The organism is Microbispora sp. ATCC PTA-5024 (assembly GCF_000511135.2).
GTDB lineage: Bacteria > Actinomycetota > Actinomycetes > Streptosporangiales > Streptosporangiaceae > Microbispora > Microbispora corallina.
Genome location: NZ_KI866525.1, coordinates 155,931 through 174,721 on the forward strand (window position 1 = coordinate 155,931; position 18,791 = coordinate 174,721).

General features: G+C 67.6%; 8 protein-coding genes and 2 pseudogenes. 2 read left to right on the forward strand and 8 right to left on the reverse strand.

From position 1 onward, the window contains the following. Positions 1-358 precede the first annotated feature (358 nt). Positions 359-862 (forward strand): annotated as a pseudogene (locus MPTA5024_RS40090) (transposase); the annotation flags it as partial. Between the two features lie 150 nt (positions 863-1,012). Here MPTA5024_RS40090 and MPTA5024_RS41325 read toward each other — a convergent pair. Next, entirely contained in the window at positions 1,013-1,168 is a 156-nt protein-coding gene (locus tag MPTA5024_RS41325; RefSeq protein ID WP_157099745.1) for a hypothetical protein, read from the reverse strand. 266 nt (positions 1,169-1,434) lie between these two features. Next, a complete protein-coding gene (locus MPTA5024_RS43810; protein WP_084370036.1) occupies positions 1,435-2,172 on the reverse strand; it encodes a response regulator transcription factor in 738 nt (245 codons plus the stop codon). A gap of 1,330 nt (positions 2,173-3,502) precedes the next feature. On the opposite strand from MPTA5024_RS43810, the gene MPTA5024_RS26730 reads away from it, so the two are divergent. After that, positions 3,503-6,142 (forward strand): helix-turn-helix transcriptional regulator, encoded by a 2,640-nt coding sequence (locus tag MPTA5024_RS26730; protein WP_198167412.1) that lies wholly within the window; start codon positions 3,503-3,505, stop codon positions 6,140-6,142. Positions 6,143-6,263: 121 nt separating this feature from the next. On the opposite strand, the gene MPTA5024_RS26735 is transcribed toward MPTA5024_RS26730, so the two are convergent. The 6 genes and pseudogenes from MPTA5024_RS26735 to MPTA5024_RS26750 all read right to left on the reverse strand — a co-directional run bounded on the left by MPTA5024_RS26735 (position 6,264) and on the right by MPTA5024_RS26750 (position 18,263). Next, the gene (locus MPTA5024_RS26735; protein WP_157099746.1) at positions 6,264-7,139 is read right to left on the reverse strand and encodes a hypothetical protein; all 876 of its coding nucleotides are present in this window, start codon (positions 7,137-7,139) and stop codon (positions 6,264-6,266) included. Between the two features lie 290 nt (positions 7,140-7,429). Then, positions 7,430-7,692 (reverse strand): annotated as a pseudogene (locus MPTA5024_RS43815) (ISL3 family transposase); the annotation flags it as partial. Positions 7,693-7,778: 86 nt separating this feature from the next. Beyond that, positions 7,779-8,753, reverse strand: coding sequence for a 3-oxoacyl-ACP synthase III family protein (locus MPTA5024_RS26740; RefSeq protein ID WP_036329758.1), 975 nt, complete (start codon positions 8,751-8,753; stop codon positions 7,779-7,781). Then, positions 8,750-10,498: a thiamine pyrophosphate-binding protein gene (locus MPTA5024_RS26745; protein WP_036329760.1), complete on the reverse strand. Its 1,749-nt coding sequence runs from the start codon at positions 10,496-10,498 to the stop codon at positions 8,750-8,752. Before MPTA5024_RS26745 ends, MPTA5024_RS26740 begins: the two co-directional genes overlap by 4 nt. Before the next feature lie 403 nt (positions 10,499-10,901). After that, positions 10,902-11,075, reverse strand: a complete 174-nt coding sequence (locus MPTA5024_RS41330) for a hypothetical protein (RefSeq protein WP_157099747.1) — start codon at positions 11,073-11,075, stop codon at positions 10,902-10,904. An 87-nt stretch (positions 11,076-11,162) separates the two neighbouring features. Further along, entirely contained in the window at positions 11,163-18,263 is a 7,101-nt protein-coding gene (locus tag MPTA5024_RS26750) for an FG-GAP-like repeat-containing protein (RefSeq protein ID WP_198167413.1), read from the reverse strand. Positions 18,264-18,791: the final 528 nt, after the last annotated feature.

Genomic DNA, 18,791 nt, shown 5'->3' on the forward strand with positions numbered 1-18,791 from the left:
CGATTCGCCACTAGGCACGACCCGCTCCGCAGTCGACCCCCTATCCCCTGCACCGAGAGGACTGGGACTACACAAACGACGGTGTAACTCCTGATCAAGGAGACACCAGTCACACGTACGGTGATTCAGGCATCTGAGACGATCGCCTGGAGGACGCCGCGGTGGCGCGGAAAGAGCATGAATCGGCGGATCGGGAGCTGGCGGCCCGGCTGGTCGACAGCCCCGCGCCGAGGGGCTGGAGCTGGTCGGTGAGAACGGGCTGCTGGGCCGGCTGACCGAGCTAGCGCTGGAAGGCTAGCTCACCGACCACCTCGGCTACGACAATCACGATCCGCCCGGTCGTGGCAGCGGCAACACCCGCAACGGCACCCGCGCCAAGACGGTCATGACCGACGTCGCGCCCGTCGAGATCGACGTGCCCTCGACCGGGACGCCGGCTTCGAACCGAAGATCGTGCACAAGCGGCAGCGGCGCCTGTCCGGTGTCGATGAGAGTGATCATCTCGCTGGCCGCCAAGGGCCTGACCACCGGCGAGATCTCCGCACACCTGGCCGAGGTCTACGGCGCGGAGGTGTCCAAGTCGGTCTATCCGGTGGTATTCATTGACGCCACCCAGGTGAAAATCCGAGATCGGCAGGTCGCCAACCGGCCCATCTACATCGCGCTGACGGTCGCCGCCGATGGCGAGCGCGACATCCTCGGGCCGTGGGCCGGCGACGATGGCGAGGGCGCCAAGTTCTGGCTGCACGTGCTGACCGAGATCAAGAACCGGGGCGTCGCCGACGTGCTCATGATGATCTGCGACGCTTACTCGATTTGGATGGGACACTCCGGGCAGGCCGCCGCGCCCCCGCCTGGCTAGGTGCGAGAGTTCGGCTGGCACCAGCTCGTCGACGATTGTGGTGCAGCCGTCCTCGTCGATGGGATAGAGCAGTGGGGCCTGCACGTGGAGAGGGCGTGTCCATGGCAGGTGACCTGGTCACGCGTACGCGGACGGGACCGGACTCAGGGGTCATGATCGGCCTTTCTGCCGTGGGGCGGGAGCGAAGCTGGCTTTCATGCTCACGTAGCCGTTTGGTCCGCCGAGATCGGGATACGGGACGGCTTCGCTGACCATGAAGTCGGGGATGCGCTCCAGGACGGTTCGCAGGATGACAGTGAACTGCATTCGGGCCAGGTCGGCGCCACACAGCGGTGCACGCCAACGCCGAAGGGCAGGTGCCGATTGGGGAAGCGGTCCTGTCGTATCTCGGCGGGGTCGTCGAAGGCGCGCGTATCCCGGTTGGTGGCGCTCCCTGAACTCTGCGGAGAGAGGGTCGAAGTCGATGGTCGGCGATCTGGGCGGCGCCGGCCACTGATCCTCAATAATTACTGTGGTCCTTTCTCGGCGGTGCACCCGTCGGCGATGCGGGGATGCATACGCGCGATAAGACATCAGACCGCCACGACGTTGGCCCACGCCTCCCTGCGGGACGGCGTCGGGCCAGGGCTCGGGACGGCCCACACGCCCGACTCGCCCGCGCGCAGCCACAGCACGATGGCCTGCGCGCGACTCTTCACGCCCAGTTTGGCGAAGATGTGGTTGACGTGGTTCTTGACGGTCTTCTCGCTGACCTTCAGGAGGCGGGCGATCTCGATGTTGTTCATCCCGTCTGCGATCCGGTCCATGACCTGCGCCTCCCGGTCGGACAGGAAACCGCGCAGCGATTCCGCGCCCACCGCGACCATGGCGCCGCTGACCGAGATCTCCGAGTCCGGCCGGAGCACGGAGCGGTCGGCCCGGCCCGTGCCCATCACTAGCCGGACGAGGTCGACGACGGTGAACCTGCCGTGGACCAGGCAACCCGCCACGCCGGACTTCAGCATTCGCTGCAACGCGACGGCGTTGGAGGAGTAGGTGAGGACGATGACGCGAGTCAGCCCGGCGACGACTTTCAGGAACTTGATGCCCTCCTCCGTAAGGATCGGCACGCCGATGACCAATACTTGCGGTCTTGACCGGAGAGTCTGCTCGATGACATCGCGCGGAGAGGCCACCTCGGCGACCACATGGACGGTCGGCTGGTTCTCAAATAGGCTGCGGATTCCCAGCCTCTGGACGGGGTCCTGACCTGCGACCAACAGCCGGATCTCAAATGGCTTCGGATAGAGGGCGACCGGTGCTACTGACATGTCGATGAACCTCCCGCATCACACCCGCCACCGGGTCCGGAGCCATTGAGCCGCTACCGGCCGAAGGAATTCGGACGGAGCGGCCCCAAGGGCTATTGCCTCCGGCGCACAACACTTACCGATTCCCGACCCCCGGACATCAGGGGGGATACCTAATCCGCCCCTAATGATGTTCGATATCTCCCCACGAGCATGTCCTCTAGCTTGATCTTCAACCTGCTGGGCAGTCCCCTGAAAGCGTGAAGACGTTTCTATGCGGCGATGGTCTCCTGGGCCATCGCCCTGGCGGCTGCTCGGGTAGCCTCGATCCGTTCCTCGTAGTCGATATGGGTAGCCCATCTGCGGGCGCGACGCGATCGTGAGCGCGGCGTCGTGGTGGGCGGACATGGCGAAGCCGAGCATCCGGCGGGAGAACAGGTCCTCCACCGTCGCCAGGCACAGCCTTGCCTTCGTCGGCGGGATCTCGGTGAGCTTTCCGCACCACAAGAGGTGCGGTCCGACCGCTGTGAACTTCCGGTGTATCCATCAGGTCAGGCACGGCCGGCCGCTTTGCAGGCCCTGGTCAGCGATCGGGGTTTGCTGCGGTGTCGGCGACCAGGCCGAGGCCGCGATGGCCACCGTGTTGACCGACACCCGCCAGCCATCCTGGTACAGGTCCTGGGTGGTGCGCGGGGATCCGTACCGGTCGAGGCCTGGACCTGGCTGTGATCGTCCCATCCAGGTTGGCTTGTCGCCGCCGCCGGGTGGCCCGTGCCCGGTCACGCTTGTACAACCACGCCTGCGAGTCACCCAGGACCTGGCAGGTCAGCGCGTGGAGACGCCATGCTCGCTTTTCTGGAAAGCGATGAAGGCCGCCTCCCCGCCAGAGGTGGTATCCCGCTCGCGGGCCAACCGGTCCACTGCACCCAGTCGGCCGGCGTCCCCGCATTGATTCCCAAGTCCCTGGCGACCTGAGCAATGGACTACCCGTCTCCCAGACGATGGGCACCGTACCCGCCCAGAACTCCGGATCGAACCTGCGGCCGATCTTTCCCACGCCCACCCCTTCTCCGGCCAAGTCTTCCGGTACGAGGGGAAAGCCAGGAGAAATGTTGGGGTGCATTTGGGTGGTGGTCCCGAAGGACGAGGAGCGGCCCGAAGCGCATGGTTGAATCACCCACTCCATGGAAGCTCCCCACGAAGCGCCACAGCAACGGAGATGACCAGAGTAAAACCCGGGTCACCAGTGAACCCCGCCTTTCCTCGGGTGACCGGAGCCGATCGCGCCGTTTCTCCGGCCGTTCCGCTGACACATTCCTACGAGCCTTACTGGAGAGGTCGAGGTACCCTCATGACACGGACAGGAGACACCCTTCAACAGCCGCGATGGCGTGAGCGCCCGGCACTCAGCGCCTGTGAGGTATCCACCAGGGACGTCCCGCTCATCGGCCGGGACCGGGAGAGGGAGACGCTCCTGCGGTTGCTCCAGCAGCCGCGCGGCCGGGCCGGGGTCCTCCTCGCGGGCCGCAACGGCGTCGGCAAGACCCGGCTGCTGGAGGAGGCCGCGGATGCCTTCGCCCGGAGAGCCTCCGTCGTCCACCTCTCCCCCGGATGGCCCGAAGCCGGCCTCGACGGCGCCGCTCTCGCCGATGCCGCAGGGGCGGGAGCGCACCGGCAGCCGCTCCCCGAGCGGCGCCCGCGGATGGTCGATCTGATGCGGTCCCTCGGCCAGGCGGGCCAGGGCCGCAAGACCGTGCTGGTGGCCGACGACGCCCACCTGCTCGACCCGGTCTCCTCCGAGCTGATCCTGGAGTTCGCGCGGCGCAAGCGGGGCCTGCTGATCCTCGCCGCCAGCACCGAGGCCGACATGCCGCCCGCCCTCACCCGTCTGTGGAAGGACGACCACATCGCCCGGATGGACCTCGCGCCGCTGGACACCGAGAGCACGCGGCGGCTCGCGTCGGCGCTGCTGGACGACCAGCTCGCCTACGACGGCGCCGTCCGCCTCGCCGAGATGTCCGACGGCTACCCGCTGGTCCTGCGCGAGCTGATGCGCGGGGCCCTAGAGCTGGGGACCCTCTCTTTCGAGAACGGCCGCTGGATCCTCGGGGACGGTGTCCCGGTCTCCCTGCCGCTGCGTGAGCTGCTCGGCTCGAAGATCGACGAGCTGTCCGTCGCCCCCCACCGCGCCCTGGAACTCGTCGCCCTGGCCGAGCCGGTGCCGTTGGCCATCCTGGAGTCGCTCATTTCCCCGGCCGACCTCGTGGCGATCGAGACTCGCGAGCTGATCCGGGTCCGGCCCGCGGAAGAAGGCGGCCGCGACCGGCTCCATGTCCACCTCGCCCATCCGCTGATCGGGCACATCGTCCGCCACGATCTGCCCGTGCTGCGCGGCAGGCAATACCTCGGTCTGCTCATCGAGGCCTATGCCGGTACCCGCCGGACTCGCCGCGAACAGGCGCGGACCGTCGCCTGGCGTCTGGAGATCGGCGAGACGCCCACCGCGACCGAGCTCCTGGAGACGGCCCGCTACCTGTATGGGGTCCAGGACCTCAAGGCCGCCGGGCGAATCGCGCAGACCTCCTGGCTGCACTACGAGTCCGTGGAGGGTGGGCTCCTGTACGCCCACATCCTCATTTCCCAGGCCGACTTCGACGGGGCGTTCGCGGTGCTCGGCGATCTGCGCGAGACCGCGGGACCGCGGACCGAGATCGACCTGAGCCGGGTGCGCGCGTGGATACTGCAGGGCCGGTTGGAGGAGGCCGAGCTACTCCTCGACGGCCTCGGCGGCGCCCGCAGCGATCTGTACCGGGCCATGATCGCCTACTTCAAGGGGGACTTCCTGCGCACCCTCGACCTGACCGGGGAGCTGATCCGCGACGAGCGCGGCGAGAGCCGGGCGGAGGCGGCGCTCTTCCTGATGGGCGCGCTGTGCCATGCCGGACGGCCGCTCGACGCCATCAGGGTCTACGAGGACGTCCTCGCGGGCCGCGATGACGGATGCCTGGTCCTGCACGAGGGCTCGGCCGAGGAGATGTACGCCGGAGCCCTCCAAGCCGCGGGGCGGCTGGAAGAGGCCATCGCGGTGCTGGAGGCCGAGTACGCGGCCGCGGTCCGGAACCGCCAGGCGGGCCTGGACGCCCGCCGGGGCCTGGCCCTCGGCTCGGCGCTTCTTGATATGGGCGAGGCCCGGCGCGCCTTGGACTACTTCACGCTCACCCCCGCCTACCAGACCGGCTGGGAGGTGTGGGAGCGCAAGGCCCAGGTGTTCCGCCTCCTAGCGCGGACCTGCCTGGCCGCCCCGGAGATCGATGACAGGGACTCCTCCCCGATCGCCGCGATGGCCGAGAGCAACAACTCGGTCCTGCAGGCGGCGGCGCAGGCCCGGGTCGCGGCGATGAACTGCGATCACGAACGGGCAGCGAGGCTGCTGACGGCGGCCGCCGAGTCCGCCCGGGCCAGCGGCGGCCACGGCGACGTCGCGGTCGCAGTCCACGAGATGGCCCGGCTGGGGGCGGCCACCAAGGCGGCCCCGTTCTGGGACGCACCCGTCCAGGGACCGTTCCTGGCCGCCCGCCTCGCCTACGCCCGCGCGCTGGCCACCAGGGACCCGGATCTGCTGCAGGAGACCGCCGACGCCTTCGTCGCGGTCGGCGCGAAGCTGTTCGCCGCGGAGGCGTTCGCGGAACTCTCGCGCCTGCTACGCCGATCCGGAAAGGACCGAGCCGCCACCTCGGCAGCGGGCCTCGCCCAGGCCCTGACCGCCGAGTGCGGCGCCGCGACCCCGGCTCTGCACGCGGTCGACGAGGTGCAGCCGCTGACCGCCCGCGAGCGCGACATCGCGCTGCTGGCGGCGCGCGGCCTGTCCGACAAGGAGATCGCCGAGCGACTGGTCCTGTCGATGCGGACCGTGGGCAACCACCTGCACCACGTCTACAAGAAGCTCGGTGTCACCAGCCGCCGCGACCTGCTCACCCGGATGGAACGGTGAGGGCGGCGGGCCCTTCCGCAGCCTGACCACCGCGGTCGAGCCGCTCCAGCAGCTCGCCTATCCGGTCCACGCATATGCCGAAGCCGGGTGCCCGTCCCACCTGGTCCGGGCGCTGGCCTGCTCAATCGTGCGGGCTGCCCGGCGCCGCTGCTCCCCGGTCTCCTCTGCATTGACGCCGTTGCAGTGGCAGAGGGGTTCCAGCTCCTCCCCAGCGGAGCCTGGGAGTGCGTCGGGGAGCAGCAGACCCGTCCGTCGCCGGACGGCGTCGCGCCCGCGCTCGCGCCACAGCCGCCTGATCCCGCTGTCGACCCGGGAGAGCGCCTCCTCCCACGCGCACGGCAGCAGCGGGGCGCCCCGGCCGGACCTCATCAGCGGACGCGCCGGCGGCCGAACTGATGCCGATCGCGGCGGCCGCGTGCCGGCGCCTCACCTCGGCCGCGGCGGGCGCCGCCGCGGGATCGGCGGCGTCCACGCCCGACTGCGCCTGCGCGCGGAAGATCGCCGGGATCACCCGGTACGTCGAACCGTCGCCGATGCCAGTGGCGGCGAACACGAACAAGAACGCGGCCAGGAAAGCGTTCCAGATTCGGGCGCTGAGCGCCGCCGCACCCCGGCCACGCCGAGCCCCATCAGCAGGAAGTCGGCCATCGTGACACGTGCGCCGCCGAATCGGTCGGCCTGCCAGCCGCCCACCGGGCGCCACTGACCTCATGAACGCCCCGAGCCAGATGAAGTGGGAGACGTCCACATGCGGGAACTGCGACTTGATCAGCACCCCGAACGAGAAGGAGTAGCCGATGAACGAGCCGAAGGTCCCGATGTAGAGGACGGACCTGACGATCCTCTGCGGCCGCCGCGAGATCGTCCATTTCTCCGCCGCGGTGTACGGCGAGGACGCCTTACGCAGGTTGTTCATCAGGAAGAAGGAGCCGGCCGCGTTGAGCGCGAGCGGCAGGCCCTGCTCGGCCGCCGGGTAGAAGTGCGTGATGTTGGCCATCGAGGAGGCGAAGTTCCCGCCGCCCAGCCCGGTCGTGGCGGCGATGGCCGGCAGCGCCCAGAACGGCAGGCCGGATGCCCGACCGCGAACACAAACAGCCCGCACGAGACGGGCGTCAGCACACGAACGAAGAGAATCATGCGGCGGATGCACGGCCGGCTGGGTCCGACCTCCTGCGCCCCGCATCCTGCTGCGCTGAAGATCACTGAGCGCTACCGCTGAGTAGGCCCGGGGAGCGGTGCCGGGATCGCTCCCGGTCCGTTTCCCCGGACCTCTCGCCGAACCGGACGTCGGCGGCGGCGTTTGAGAGCGAAGTCATCGACCCCGAGCACGCGGGGGACCCGCGGTGGCGGCAGCGCAACCGCATGAGCAGCCGCAGTGCCGCAGACCTCGAGGTCGCGACATTCAGTGCCTCTGACAGGCGAGCGGCCGCCCGGTCTGCGAGCTCTCTGACCACCGCTGCCAGCCGGCCGGTGAGCCGATTGGTGCGGCGCTGGTAGCGCTCCAGTAGCCCCGGCACCTGTTCACGGAACGTCTGCCGTGGACACCCCAGCGAGAACCGATTACGGGACAGAGCCGTTTACTGGACAGGCCCCGCCGAGGACAAGAGCGGCGACGTCACCGTCCCTCAGGCCCGGCTCAGCACTCGATCAGAACCGCGCTGGCGTTGGCCCCCGGACCGACCCCGCCGAGAACCAGGTAAGGGGTGTCCACCTCGTCCCCGTGGAGTGCCAGCGTCACCGCGGCGCTGGCACTGGTCATGTTCCCGAGCGAGGGGAAGGTGTGCAGGTATCTCCCCGGTTTGATCTGCTCGCTCCATGCGTCGATCAGATGCTGGCTCGCCTGGTGACCGATGAAGGTGACGTCTTCCGGTGACACGTCGTTCCCACGCAGGAGCCGGTGGACGAGCACAGGCAGCTCGCCGGCGCCGAAGTCGGTGAAATCGGCGCGGCCGGCCTTGGTGATCTCGAACGTCGGGCGGAAGAACAGGGTGCGCCCGTCCGGATCGACTCCGGCGCTCCGCTCGGCCACCCTGATGTGCCCATACCGGGAGCCGTCCACGGCCACGGCCACGTCACGGACCAGCATGTGGTCGCCGGGGCCGACGACCAGGGCCGCCGCGCCGTCGCCCACGGCCAGCGAGTGGGGTTTGCTGTAGTCGACGCCTCGGCTCCATGTCGAGCCGACCGTCACGAGGAACGGTCCTCTGTCCGCGCCGAGCCAGGCGTCGCGTGCGAGCATCAGCGCCAGGATGACGCCGTCGAACTCACTGTGCAGGGGGAGCACCGCGCAGTCACGCCGCAGTCCCAGACGTGCGTGAACCTCGTACAGGGAATTGGGCGCCCGGTACTCTGACAGGGACGCGTACCCGTAGACGCGCCGTATCTCCTCCGCATCGATCCGCGCGGCCTCGAGGGCATTCCGCGAAGCGGCGACCATGAGATCGGTGATGTTCTGGTCCTCTTCGAGAACGCGCCGTTCCCGCATCCCGTGGAAGAGCCGTAGTTCCTCCGCCGAGTCGAGGGCGTCGATGCCCTGGAACACCGGGTCGTCGTTGGTCCTGATCTGGTCGGGAAGGGCATGCCGGCAGGACAGGATAGACGGTCCCTTCATCTCGCGCTCCGTGGGACGGACATCTGCTGCAGGGCCTCCACACGGCCGGCCCCGAGGATCCGGATCTCCGGGTCGTGTCGGATGTCCAGGACGGAAGGGCCGCCCTGCGCCGTCAGCTCGGCGAACAGCTCGGGCGTGATCTCGCCGGGCCGGGTGATCCGGCGGCCGGGGACGCCGAGGGCCCCTGCCCAGGCGGCGAAGTCGATCCACGGAGTGGACCACGGCTCGGTGCGATCGAACATCTGTCGGTATCCGTGGTAGACCATGTTGTACCGGCCGTCGTTGAAAACGGCGAAGACGATCGGCAAACAGTATTTCGCGGCGGTGAGGACCTCCGCGCCTAGCATCTGCATTCCTCCGTCGCCGCAGATGCACACCACCGGCCGGGCCGGGTCCGCCAGAGCCCTTCCGACGGCCGAGCCTATCCCCGATCCCATGCTTCCGAGCCCGAGGTGGATGGCGAATGACGAGGGATCGTCCACGGTGAGGTAGTGCAGCGCGAAGAGCATGTGCTCTCCGATGTCCGTGACGAACCGGGTGCCCTGCGGGGCCGACTCCTGGAGGTCGGCGATGATCCGGTGCGGCGCGACCGGGAATCTCTCGTCCGTCGCGAAGCCGGGCTCCTGGAAGGAGCTTTGCTCTGCGATCTTCGCCTTGAGACGCAGGCCGTCCGGATGGCGGATCCCCCTCGCCTGTCTGTTGGCCGACACGAGGAAGTCAGCGAGGGGAGCGGCGATCCCCGTCGTCGTGGGAATGTTCCGCGAGAAGACACTCGGATCGAGATCGACGTGAGCGAGGTAGCCTCCCGGCTCGACCAGCGCCAGCGAACCGATCGAGCAGTCGTCGAGATCGGTTCCCAGCGCCAGGGCCGCGTCGACGCCCAGAGCCGTGTAGTGGCGCGCCCACCAGGAGGCGGCCAGCCCGGAGTGGCGCAGAGACAGCGGATGACGCTCCGAGAGGACGCCTTTCCCTCGAGGAGTGCAGACGAATGGGACGTTGAGACCGTCGACCAGAGCCTCGACCTCTGCTCGCAGGTCCCTCGCGGCGCCTCCGACGATGATCAGCGGGTGGCGGGCTCCCGCCAGCCTCCGGACGACATCTGCCGCCACACCGTCGAGTGCGTCCCCGTTCCAACCGCTGTCCCGGCGGACGCCGCGATCGCGCGGCTGAGGCGGGATCCTGATCGCCTGCGCGGGGGTCATGGCCGTGTCGTTCGAGACCATCAGCAGCGCGGGTCCCTCGTTCCCTGGACGAGTCGCCGCGATGACGACCTCGTGTGCGTGGGCCGCGGCGGAGCCGCTGTTGACGATCCGGACGGTCCTGCGCGTGAAGTGCTCGACCGTCTGCTCATAGGACAGCCCCCCCGGCCCCATGTCCTGGAGCATGCGGCCGCCTGTCGCCGACCAGGCCACGTCACCGCAAATGACGACCACCGGGACGCCTTCGCAGAAGGCGGCCGCCAACCCGGTGACGGCGTTCATGCCTCCCGGTCCAGCGGTGACCAGCACGCCGGGTACCCGTCCCGCCTCCGACCAGTAACCCATCGCGCTGAAGAGAGCGGCGGTCTCGTGCCGCGACTCGATGAGGCGCGTCTCCGGATGGCCCAGGACCGCGTCGAAGATCGGTATGACCGGTCCCCCCGGGACGCCGAAGAACGTGGTCACCCCGAGCGCGACCAGTTGATCGACGATCCGGTCGGCGGCCCTCCGAGACTGATGACGGTCCGAGGATTCGACGTCGGTCATGTGTTGTGTCATTGGATGAGTCCTTCCATATACCGCTCCGAGTGCTTCGCCGTCATGAGGCCAGCGGGAGTGATTCCTCATGCTTTGCCGTGACCAAGCGGCGCAGACCAGGGTGCGGCCCTTATTCCTCCCCTTAGGTTTCCGTCGCAGGAGCGCAGCCGACCGGGGAGCGGATCGCCCTCATGGGTCCGCAGGCCCAGCGGCATGGCGTGGCGCGCGGATGAGGCACGTCGTCGCGCGGACCGGCGGCGGCGCACATCGCCGCGTAGAAACGTCTCCACGGTTTCAGAGGATTGCCACCTGGCCCGCGGCCAGCGGGTAAATGGTCGAGTCGGGGGGGGCTTGGTGGGACTGTGCAAAACAACGGGTCTGTCCCGTAGGCGGTGGTGACGCTAGGTGATCTTCAGCGCAGCAGGATGCGGTGGCGCAGGAGGTCGAACCCAGTCCGGGCGTCGGTGAGCCAGGCGGCGAGTTTGGCGTCGTTGCCTGCGGCCGGGGTGAGGAGTTCGGCGAAGGCACGGACCAGGCGGTCGAGTTCGGTCAGTTCGGGGCACGTACCCGCGAGTTCCTGCGGCAATGTGGTGTCGGCCTCGCGCGGCCTGTCGGGGCGGGTGAGCAGGAGCCGCCGAGCGAGACGGCTAACCGCATATGTCCAGGGGCTGGGTTACCGCAGAGAGCAGGACAGGGTGCTGTAGCACCAACCGTCGATCTGGGTGCCTGCTGACTCGAAGTGCAGCATCCTCTCGACTGGAGAAGAGACGTCCCAAACGGCCGCGTCCTGGACCGCCGGGTTCGAGCTGGTATACCTGAGCGTGAGATCTTCCGCGTAGAGCTCATCGTCGATCAAACTCGCGTCGATCGCAGCCCAGTTGCCGAACAGGTCGCCGTGGGATCTGCTCCCGAGCGATAGCGCAGTCCCGGGGTTCTGACGGGCAAGATCCTCCATTCCGGTGAAGTTGAAACTGGCCGTGGTCTCCGTGTCCCACGTGGCGATGCCGCCGTTGACGCGCATCGCCGCAGCCTCACCGCTGGCATTGACGTAGAAGACGCGACTTCCGCCCGCTGCTTCCAGCCGCTGCGCGGTCTCCACCGGGTCCACCATCGCCTCAATAGACTCCGCACCAGTCGTCGACCTGGTGACGAACTGCGGCCCCGGTTCGCTGAGGCTAGCAGCGGCGTCGACTTTCACGCTGGTCTCGGCTGCTGCTATCTCGCCGTCAAACGCGCCCGCGGTGGCCTGGAGAGCTTCGTTGGTTCCTTGGAATGCCGCGTTGAGCGCGGCGAAGCCGGCGGGTACTGCTTCTTCTTCGGGGATGGGCAGGCTTGCCGCGGCGAGGCTGTAGTCGACCACGTCGCCGTTGGTGATGGTGATGGCGGGTGTGGGGTGCAGGCCGAGGGGGTCGAAGATGTTCTCGCCGGTGATCACCCAGTCGTCCCAGGTTTCGCCGCGCCATTCCTGGTATGCGGCGAATTGGTCCATCAGGGGGCCGATGGGGTCGGTGAGGAGGTAGGCGTAGGCGGATGTCAGGGTGTCCAGGATCGAGTCAAGGATGGAGGTCGGCTGCTGGGTGATGGGCGTGCCGTAGACGGCTTGGTTGTTCGGGTCGCAGATCCCATACAGCTGGCAGGGGTCGTTGCCGGCCGGGTCGGGGTCGTAGCCGGTCGGGTCGGTGATGTTGATGGGATCGTTTGCGGCGTAGTTGTAGGGGTGGTGGGGGTGCGGGTCGGGGGTGAGGAAGGTCTTGGTGCCGGGGTCGTAGATGCGGCCGTTGTAGTTGATGGTGCGTAGGTTGTCGTCGTGGTGCTGGCCGGTGTAGCCATTCTGGACGTCGCCGCCGGTGGCCGGGTTCTGGTTTCCAGCCGGGATCGGGGCTCCGGTGACTTGGGTCCGGGCGCCGTAGGGGTCATAGAAGGTGGGTTGGGTGAGTTTCCCGGCTCCGTCGGTGACGCCGGTGACAGTGCCTTGGGGGTCGGTGAGGGTGTATTCGATGGTGTTGGTCTGGCCGTTGTAGGCGATCTGACCGACGCCGGCGATATAGAACACCCAGGTGTGGTGGTTTTGGGGGTCGACACGGTGTTCGAATAGGCCGGGGATGGTGAAGGTCGTGCCGAGGGGGCCGGTCTGCTTCATCCGGGTGCCGGCGGCGTCGTAGGCGAAGGTGGTGGTGCCTGCCGAGGTGGTCATGGTGCGCGGCAGGTCGAAGGGGGTGTAGGTGGTGCTGCGGACCGTGGTGTTGTTGGGTCCGGTGATGGAGGTCTGCCGGCCGAGATCGTCGTAATGGTAGGTCTCGGCGCCTGCTCCGGCCGGGTTGGTGGCGGTGTCAGGAGCGTGAGCGTGGGGTTGCTTGGGCTGGGGGTAGGTGTTGGTGGTGGCCGGGGTGAGAGCGGTGTCGTTGGCGATCCCGGTCAGGTTGCCCGTGAGCGTGTCGGTGTAGGTGGTGGTGGACGGTGCTGTATTGCCGTTGGTGAGCGTCCAGGTGTGGAGTTGGCCGGCGGCGTCGTAGGTGTAGGCGTCGGTGCGGTCCTGGCCTGAGGTGGCGGCGTCGTTCTGGGTGCGGGTGTGGATCTTCCCGTCTGCATAGTAGGTGTAGGCCAGGTGCTGCAGGGTGGTCTTGTTCGGTGCGGGCCCTGTCGTGGTTGTCGTGGTATTGAGCCGGCCGGTGGCCGGATCGAAGTCCTGGGACACGGTCGTGCCCTGGCCGAGGGTGGCGTCGGTAAGCGCGCCGTCGGCGTTACGGCCGGTGATGTGTTTGAGGGTCTGCGGGTTCTGGCCTGTGGTGGCGTCGATGACGTCGGCGGGGTCGCCGTAGTCGGTGTAGCCGGTCTTGATGGTCAGCGGGTGGGCCTGGCCCGGCGCCTGGGGGTAGGTAGTGGTGGAGGCGCGACCCAGATCGTCGTAGGTCTGGGTGATGGTGCACGGGGCGGCGGCAGGGCACAGCGAGCCGGGGGCTGCGTCGGTGTAGCTGGTGGTGGCGGTCCGGCCGAGGTGGTCGTAGGCGATGCTCGTGGTGATGCCGTCCGGGCTGGTGGCGGTGGCGGGCTTGCCGATGCCGTAGGGGGCGCTGTCCCACGTGAAGGTGGCGGTCTGATCGGTGTTGGCAGCGTTGTCGTGGTCGACGCGTTTGGTCGGGCGGCCTTCGTCGTCGTAGAAGTAGGTGGAGGTAACGGTCCCCCGGGTCTGGGTGGCGATCTCACCGGTCGGGAGATAGGTGTAGCTGCCTGTTCCGTGGTCGGGGTCGGTGGCCTGCTTGAGCGCGCCGGTGGGATAATAGACGGCGGTACTGATGTTGCCGTCCGGATCGAGGTGCTGGTACGGCTGGTCGAAGGGGCCGTAGGTGGTCTTGTCGACGGTCCAGTGCAGGGTGTTGGTCGCGTCCTTCCAGCCCAAGCCGGTCGAGATGGTCCGCCCAGCGGGGTCGGTGACGGTTTTGGTGAGCCGTCCGGCTGGGTCGCTGACGACGGTGGTGAACGGGTCGGGGTAGCTGTACGTGGTGAGGCTGTTGTCCGGGCCGGTGACGGCGGTGGTGCGGCCGAGGTTGTCGTAGGTGGTGTGGGTGACCGCGGCCGGGTTGTTGGGGCGGGACACGGTCGCGGGCCGGCCGTGATCGTCGTAGCTGGTGGTGACGGTGACGGGTTTGCCGTCGAACCCGGTGGTCGTCGAGGCGCGGGTGCGGCCCAACTGGTCGGTCACCACGGTGGTGGAGCGGGTCTTACCCGATCCAGGGGCGCCGGTCTGAACGGTGGTGGTGGTGGTCAGCCCGTCGATCTTCCCGTTGCCGTCGGTGTGGGCGGCGAAAGTGGCATCGGTGATCGGCTGTCCGTCCCCGACGGTGCCGACGGTGCGGCCGAGATCGTCGAACATCGATCCGGTCGACGCGCCCTGGGGAATCTGGTTGGGGCCGGGTGCCGGGGTGCCGGTCAGCGTCATGGTGGCGACGGCGACGCCGTAGGCGGGCTGGGTCGCGGTCCAGGTGGAGGGGCGGTAAGCGGTCTGGTCGTGTTCGGTCCACTGCTGGGTGGGGTAGATCTGCTCGTCGGGCCAGGTGGTGAACTGGGCGCCGAGCAGCGCATGAGCGTACTCGGTATGAGTCACCCGATCGGGCTGCCCGGCCGCCTTCACCGTCTGCGACACCTGAACGCCAGTGGTCTGGTCCAGACCATAGACGGTGGTGACCTTGTCGGGGGTGCCGGGCTGCGTCACGGTCCGGTCGGGTCGGCCCAAGGGGTCGGCGAAGTACTGGCTGGTGCGGGTGACCGGTGCGGGCACAGCCTGGCCGGGCTCGGTTGAGGTCGTCGAGGTCACGTGGGGGATGCTGATCAACCAGGAGTCGACCCGGTCCGATGACAGGTAGTAGCTGCGGCTGGTCTCGGTGACCGAGCCCGCGGCGGAGATGGTCTTGATGTGGGTCTGATTGCCGTAGTCGTCGAACTGCACGTCCGTCGTTTTGGCCACGGCATAGGGGTGCAGCTGAGACGGATCGTAGATCAGGTGGTTCAGGTGTTTGGTGGCGGACAAGTCGATGTTCCAGTCGACGTCGACCGCCGCCTCCGAGGAATAAGTAGTCGAGCCGGACGGGAACACCGCGAAGGTGTGGTCGTTGTTGAGCAGCCGGAAGTCCGGCGTGTCGTTCACGACGGTCGTGATCCTGGCTGCCAGGCCCTTGCTGATCCCGCCGGGCGCCTCCCTGTCCTTGCCCGTCGGCGACACCAGCGTGACCGTGGACACCGACGACGGCACCGAAGCGAACGGCTGGATGTCCGCGGTCGCATTCAGACCCGCCGCCTTGAGCGTCTTCGTGTCATACGTCGTGATCGTCTCGGTCGCGGTGTCAGGACTCCAGGCGAAGAACTGGGTGAAGTGCGTGCAGGCGTCCCTGACGTTGGTGACCGGCGCCCCGTAGGAGTAGTAGGTGGTGTGCGCGGTCCCGGAGCCGGGGATGGAGGAGAACTCCTGCTCGTGCGAGGTCACCGACCGCACCACGGTCATGCCCTTGCGGTCGGCCACCAACGGCCACGTGTAACCGGGGCCCGCCGCCGCCTCGCTCTGGTGATCGGACCAGGACTGGGAGTAGGACACCTGCACCCGCGTGGCGGCAGCGCCCTCATCACCCACAGCGGTGATGCGGTCATAGGTCACCTGATCCTGCGACATCACCTGGAGGTGGTCCGGCCCCTGCCCACCGATCTTGGCGTCCTTCATGATGTCGGGCAGGCCATCGCCATTGAAGTCACCGATGAGGGAAAGCGGCCGGCCGACGTCCGCCCGGGACGTCCCGGCGCCGGTGTTGCGATCGGTTCGGGTGAAGCTGCCGTCGCCGTTGGAAACAAGAGTGGTGATCTTGTCTTGACCGCCCCCGGCCTGGAGGATTTCGTCGTCGTAGGGGTCGTCGAGCGCGTTCCGCTTCAGTGTCAGGCCGGTGTTGTAGAAGGTGACGATGTCGTCGCGGCCGTCACCGTTGAGGTCGGCGACGCGCACATCGGCCAGGTCATCCACGGGGACCGTCACCGAGGAGCCTTGCTGGTAGAGCAGGCCGGTGCCGGTGTTCCACAACAGATGCGCCACCGCGCCGGGAGTCGTCGGCACTTCAAGGGTGTCGCGGAGACCGTCACCATTGAAGTCCCCGGTTACGGCCTTCGTCCACCCCAGAGCGTTGTCTACCCAGCCCACGTATGGGTCGCCGTTCTTGTCATACCCCGCTAGGTACGAATATTGGATCTCTTGAGGGTTGAGGTAGGGGACCGTCCGTCCTTTGCCGAACCAGAAGGGAGTGTGGCCCTCCCCGCCCTCGATCTCGGTGCGGTTGCCTTGGTCATCAATGAGATACAAGAAGGTTTCCTGGCCGGCACCGCATTGGGTGGTGACAGCCTTGGTCGCCGGTGAGCTATACGAGCTGCTTTCCAAGAGCAGGTCAGCGCGGCCGTCACCATCAAGATCCATCACCTGGTGTGCGCAGTTGCTGCCTGACACCAGCGACTGTGGGTCTGCGAAGGCGCCACCACCCAGATTCTTCTGAAACCAGATGCGCTGCACACTAGTATGGCCAGGGCCGATGTAATCTTGATCATCGACGGCGGTGATCCTGTCCAAAAGCCCGTCCCCGTCGACATCGCCATACTCTTCCCACACGGACTTGCCGTGAATGCCCTGCACGCCGGCGCTGGCGAACTTCCCGCCCTCCTGATACCAGGACAGGACCGAGGTGAACTCTCGCTTGTCGAACGCCCCGGCGTTCGCCGCGGAATGGCGCAGGACCATCTCGGACTTGCCATCGCCCTCCAAGTCGACCGCGGAAGCGTCCTTTACCGAGGCGAAGACTCCTGTACCCGGCCAAGCCCCGACCCCATTCAGATCATGCTGCTCGCCCAGTACAGACACCGTGCCCTTGCCGTCACGGGTACCCAGGCGTATCTGATCCGGACTGACCGGGTTCGGCCCGCCCGCGTTTACCACGACATCGTCCAGGCCATCGCCGTTGAAATCCCCCACCTGGGCAGCCGGCGCCATCATCGCGTCATCGGCACCCGTACGCTTGGTCAAGGTCGCCTGTGGCAGAGCGCCCAGATCCACGATCGTGTTGAACCCCGGCTGCACCGGAGCCGACCAGGTGAATTCCTTCGATTGCAGGCAGCCACCCAACTCGCCACACTCGGTCACCTTCGACAGCATGGACTTGGTCCGACCCGTGTTGCCGCCCATAGGAAGGTAGGACAGGCTATATGTCCGGATGAGTTTTACCTGATCGGGATCAGGGGCCCACATCTGTACAGCCTGCAACCGGTGTGTCTGCTTGTAGGCAACCCCCGAGACCCACGACCGCGAATCATCGGCGAAGCCCGTCTGGGGGTCTTTCCGATCGCCCCAAACGAAATGCACCTTCCGCAGCGCCGTCCTGCCCGGACCCCAGGTATAGGTGATGTCCGATACCAACTGTTCCGCGCCCGAGGAATCGGAGAAATCCTGGTAGGAGTAACGCATCTCATTGCCCGAACGATCCTTGACGCTCGTCAGCTCCCACGCCACCCGGAGATTCGACGCCGCTCCCGGAACGTCTTTCACGTCCAGCTTGCTCAGCCAGCCTAGGTTGCCGCCCGACGACTCGTCCGTCAACGAGACAGCATTGTCCCGGCGAACCGCACGCCGTGCAGAATACGTCTTGATTAGGCCGTTCTTGGTATAGACGACGAACATGTCCGGACCTGTGTCCGCAGAAGACGGCACGCCGGGCGAGCCGTCGCCACCCGGCAGTGCCGGCTCGTTCACCGACAGAATCCTCGCGAACGTGTCGGACGCCGTCCGATACTCCCCGTCCCCATCGCCGTACGTGCCCCCGACCCCGACCAGTTCCTGGCCATCTAGGCAGAACCGATCGTCTTTGCCATAGCTCACACCGGTCCGTGTCCCATCGATCTGCGGGGTCTTCCCACAACGCGTGATCAGTGAGCCCGCTCCCGACAGCGACCAGCCCACCCCGAGCGGTCCGTTCGCCGGGGAGGAGACATACGACAGCGCCAGCGACGGCGCGATTCCCGCCCGTCCCGCCGGCACCTCCAGCGGAATCGAGTAGGTGAATTGGCCCGACGGCGTCACATCCGACGACCCCGCGAGCACGCCCCCCGACCCGGCCTTTTGCACCGGATGGCCCGCATTCGGCGCACCCCACGCCAGCCCCGGCAGCCCGGGAGGCCCGCCGGCGGCCCACACCGCCGGTGCCTGCACGCCCGCCAGCGCACTCCCCACCAGCACGACACCGGCGGCGGCCGCCACCCAACGAGACGCCAACGGCGATGTACGAAGCACGGCACCCATGACTGGCCCTCTCGAGAAAGGTAAAGGTCTGATAGCAGACCAAGCTCCTATCCGGTTGTACGCGCCCGCCGTCGCGTCCACATGAGTAGCCATGACTCCATCGATGCGCTACACCCGCCCCTGACAGGACGTCAGACCACCCGGTATGCCCTGTGCCAGCTGTCAGTCATGGCGGTCTGCCCGTCACTCGATCAGCGTGGTCCCCGAGGAAGGCCTCCGCGTAGGCGCCGGGCCAGCCTGCTGGGCGTTGCCGCGGAGCCAGGCCTTGGCGGAGGCGTCCAAGGCGTCAGGGTCGTATCTGGTTCAGTGGGCGTGGAGGGCAGCGACGCGTCCGACCAGTGGTTCACGGCGGGGCCACCCAACATCCAGGTCTCCGGGACCGTCCACGGTTCCAGTCCCTCGTCGGTGAGCAGCCGGGCGTGCGCGGAGGCGGCGGACGTCGGGGTGGACGGCACGGACGACGGCCCTCGCCGGTGGCGAGGTGGT

Coding starts and splice junctions, on each gene's coding strand:
- MPTA5024_RS41325 (WP_157099745.1), bottom strand. CDS start 1,168: ATGCAGTTCACTGTCATCCTGCGAACCGTCCTGGAGCGCATCCCCGAC.
- MPTA5024_RS43810 (WP_084370036.1), bottom strand. CDS start 2,172: ATGTCAGTAGCACCGGTCGCCCTCTATCCGAAGCCATTTGAGATCCGG.
- MPTA5024_RS26730 (WP_198167412.1), top strand. CDS start 3,503: ATGACACGGACAGGAGACACCCTTCAACAGCCGCGATGGCGTGAGCGC.
- MPTA5024_RS26735 (WP_157099746.1), bottom strand. CDS start 7,139: ATGGCCAACATCACGCACTTCTACCCGGCGGCCGAGCAGGGCCTGCCG.
- MPTA5024_RS26740 (WP_036329758.1), bottom strand. CDS start 8,753: ATGAAGGGACCGTCTATCCTGTCCTGCCGGCATGCCCTTCCCGACCAG.
- MPTA5024_RS26745 (WP_036329760.1), bottom strand. CDS start 10,498: ATGACCGACGTCGAATCCTCGGACCGTCATCAGTCTCGGAGGGCCGCC.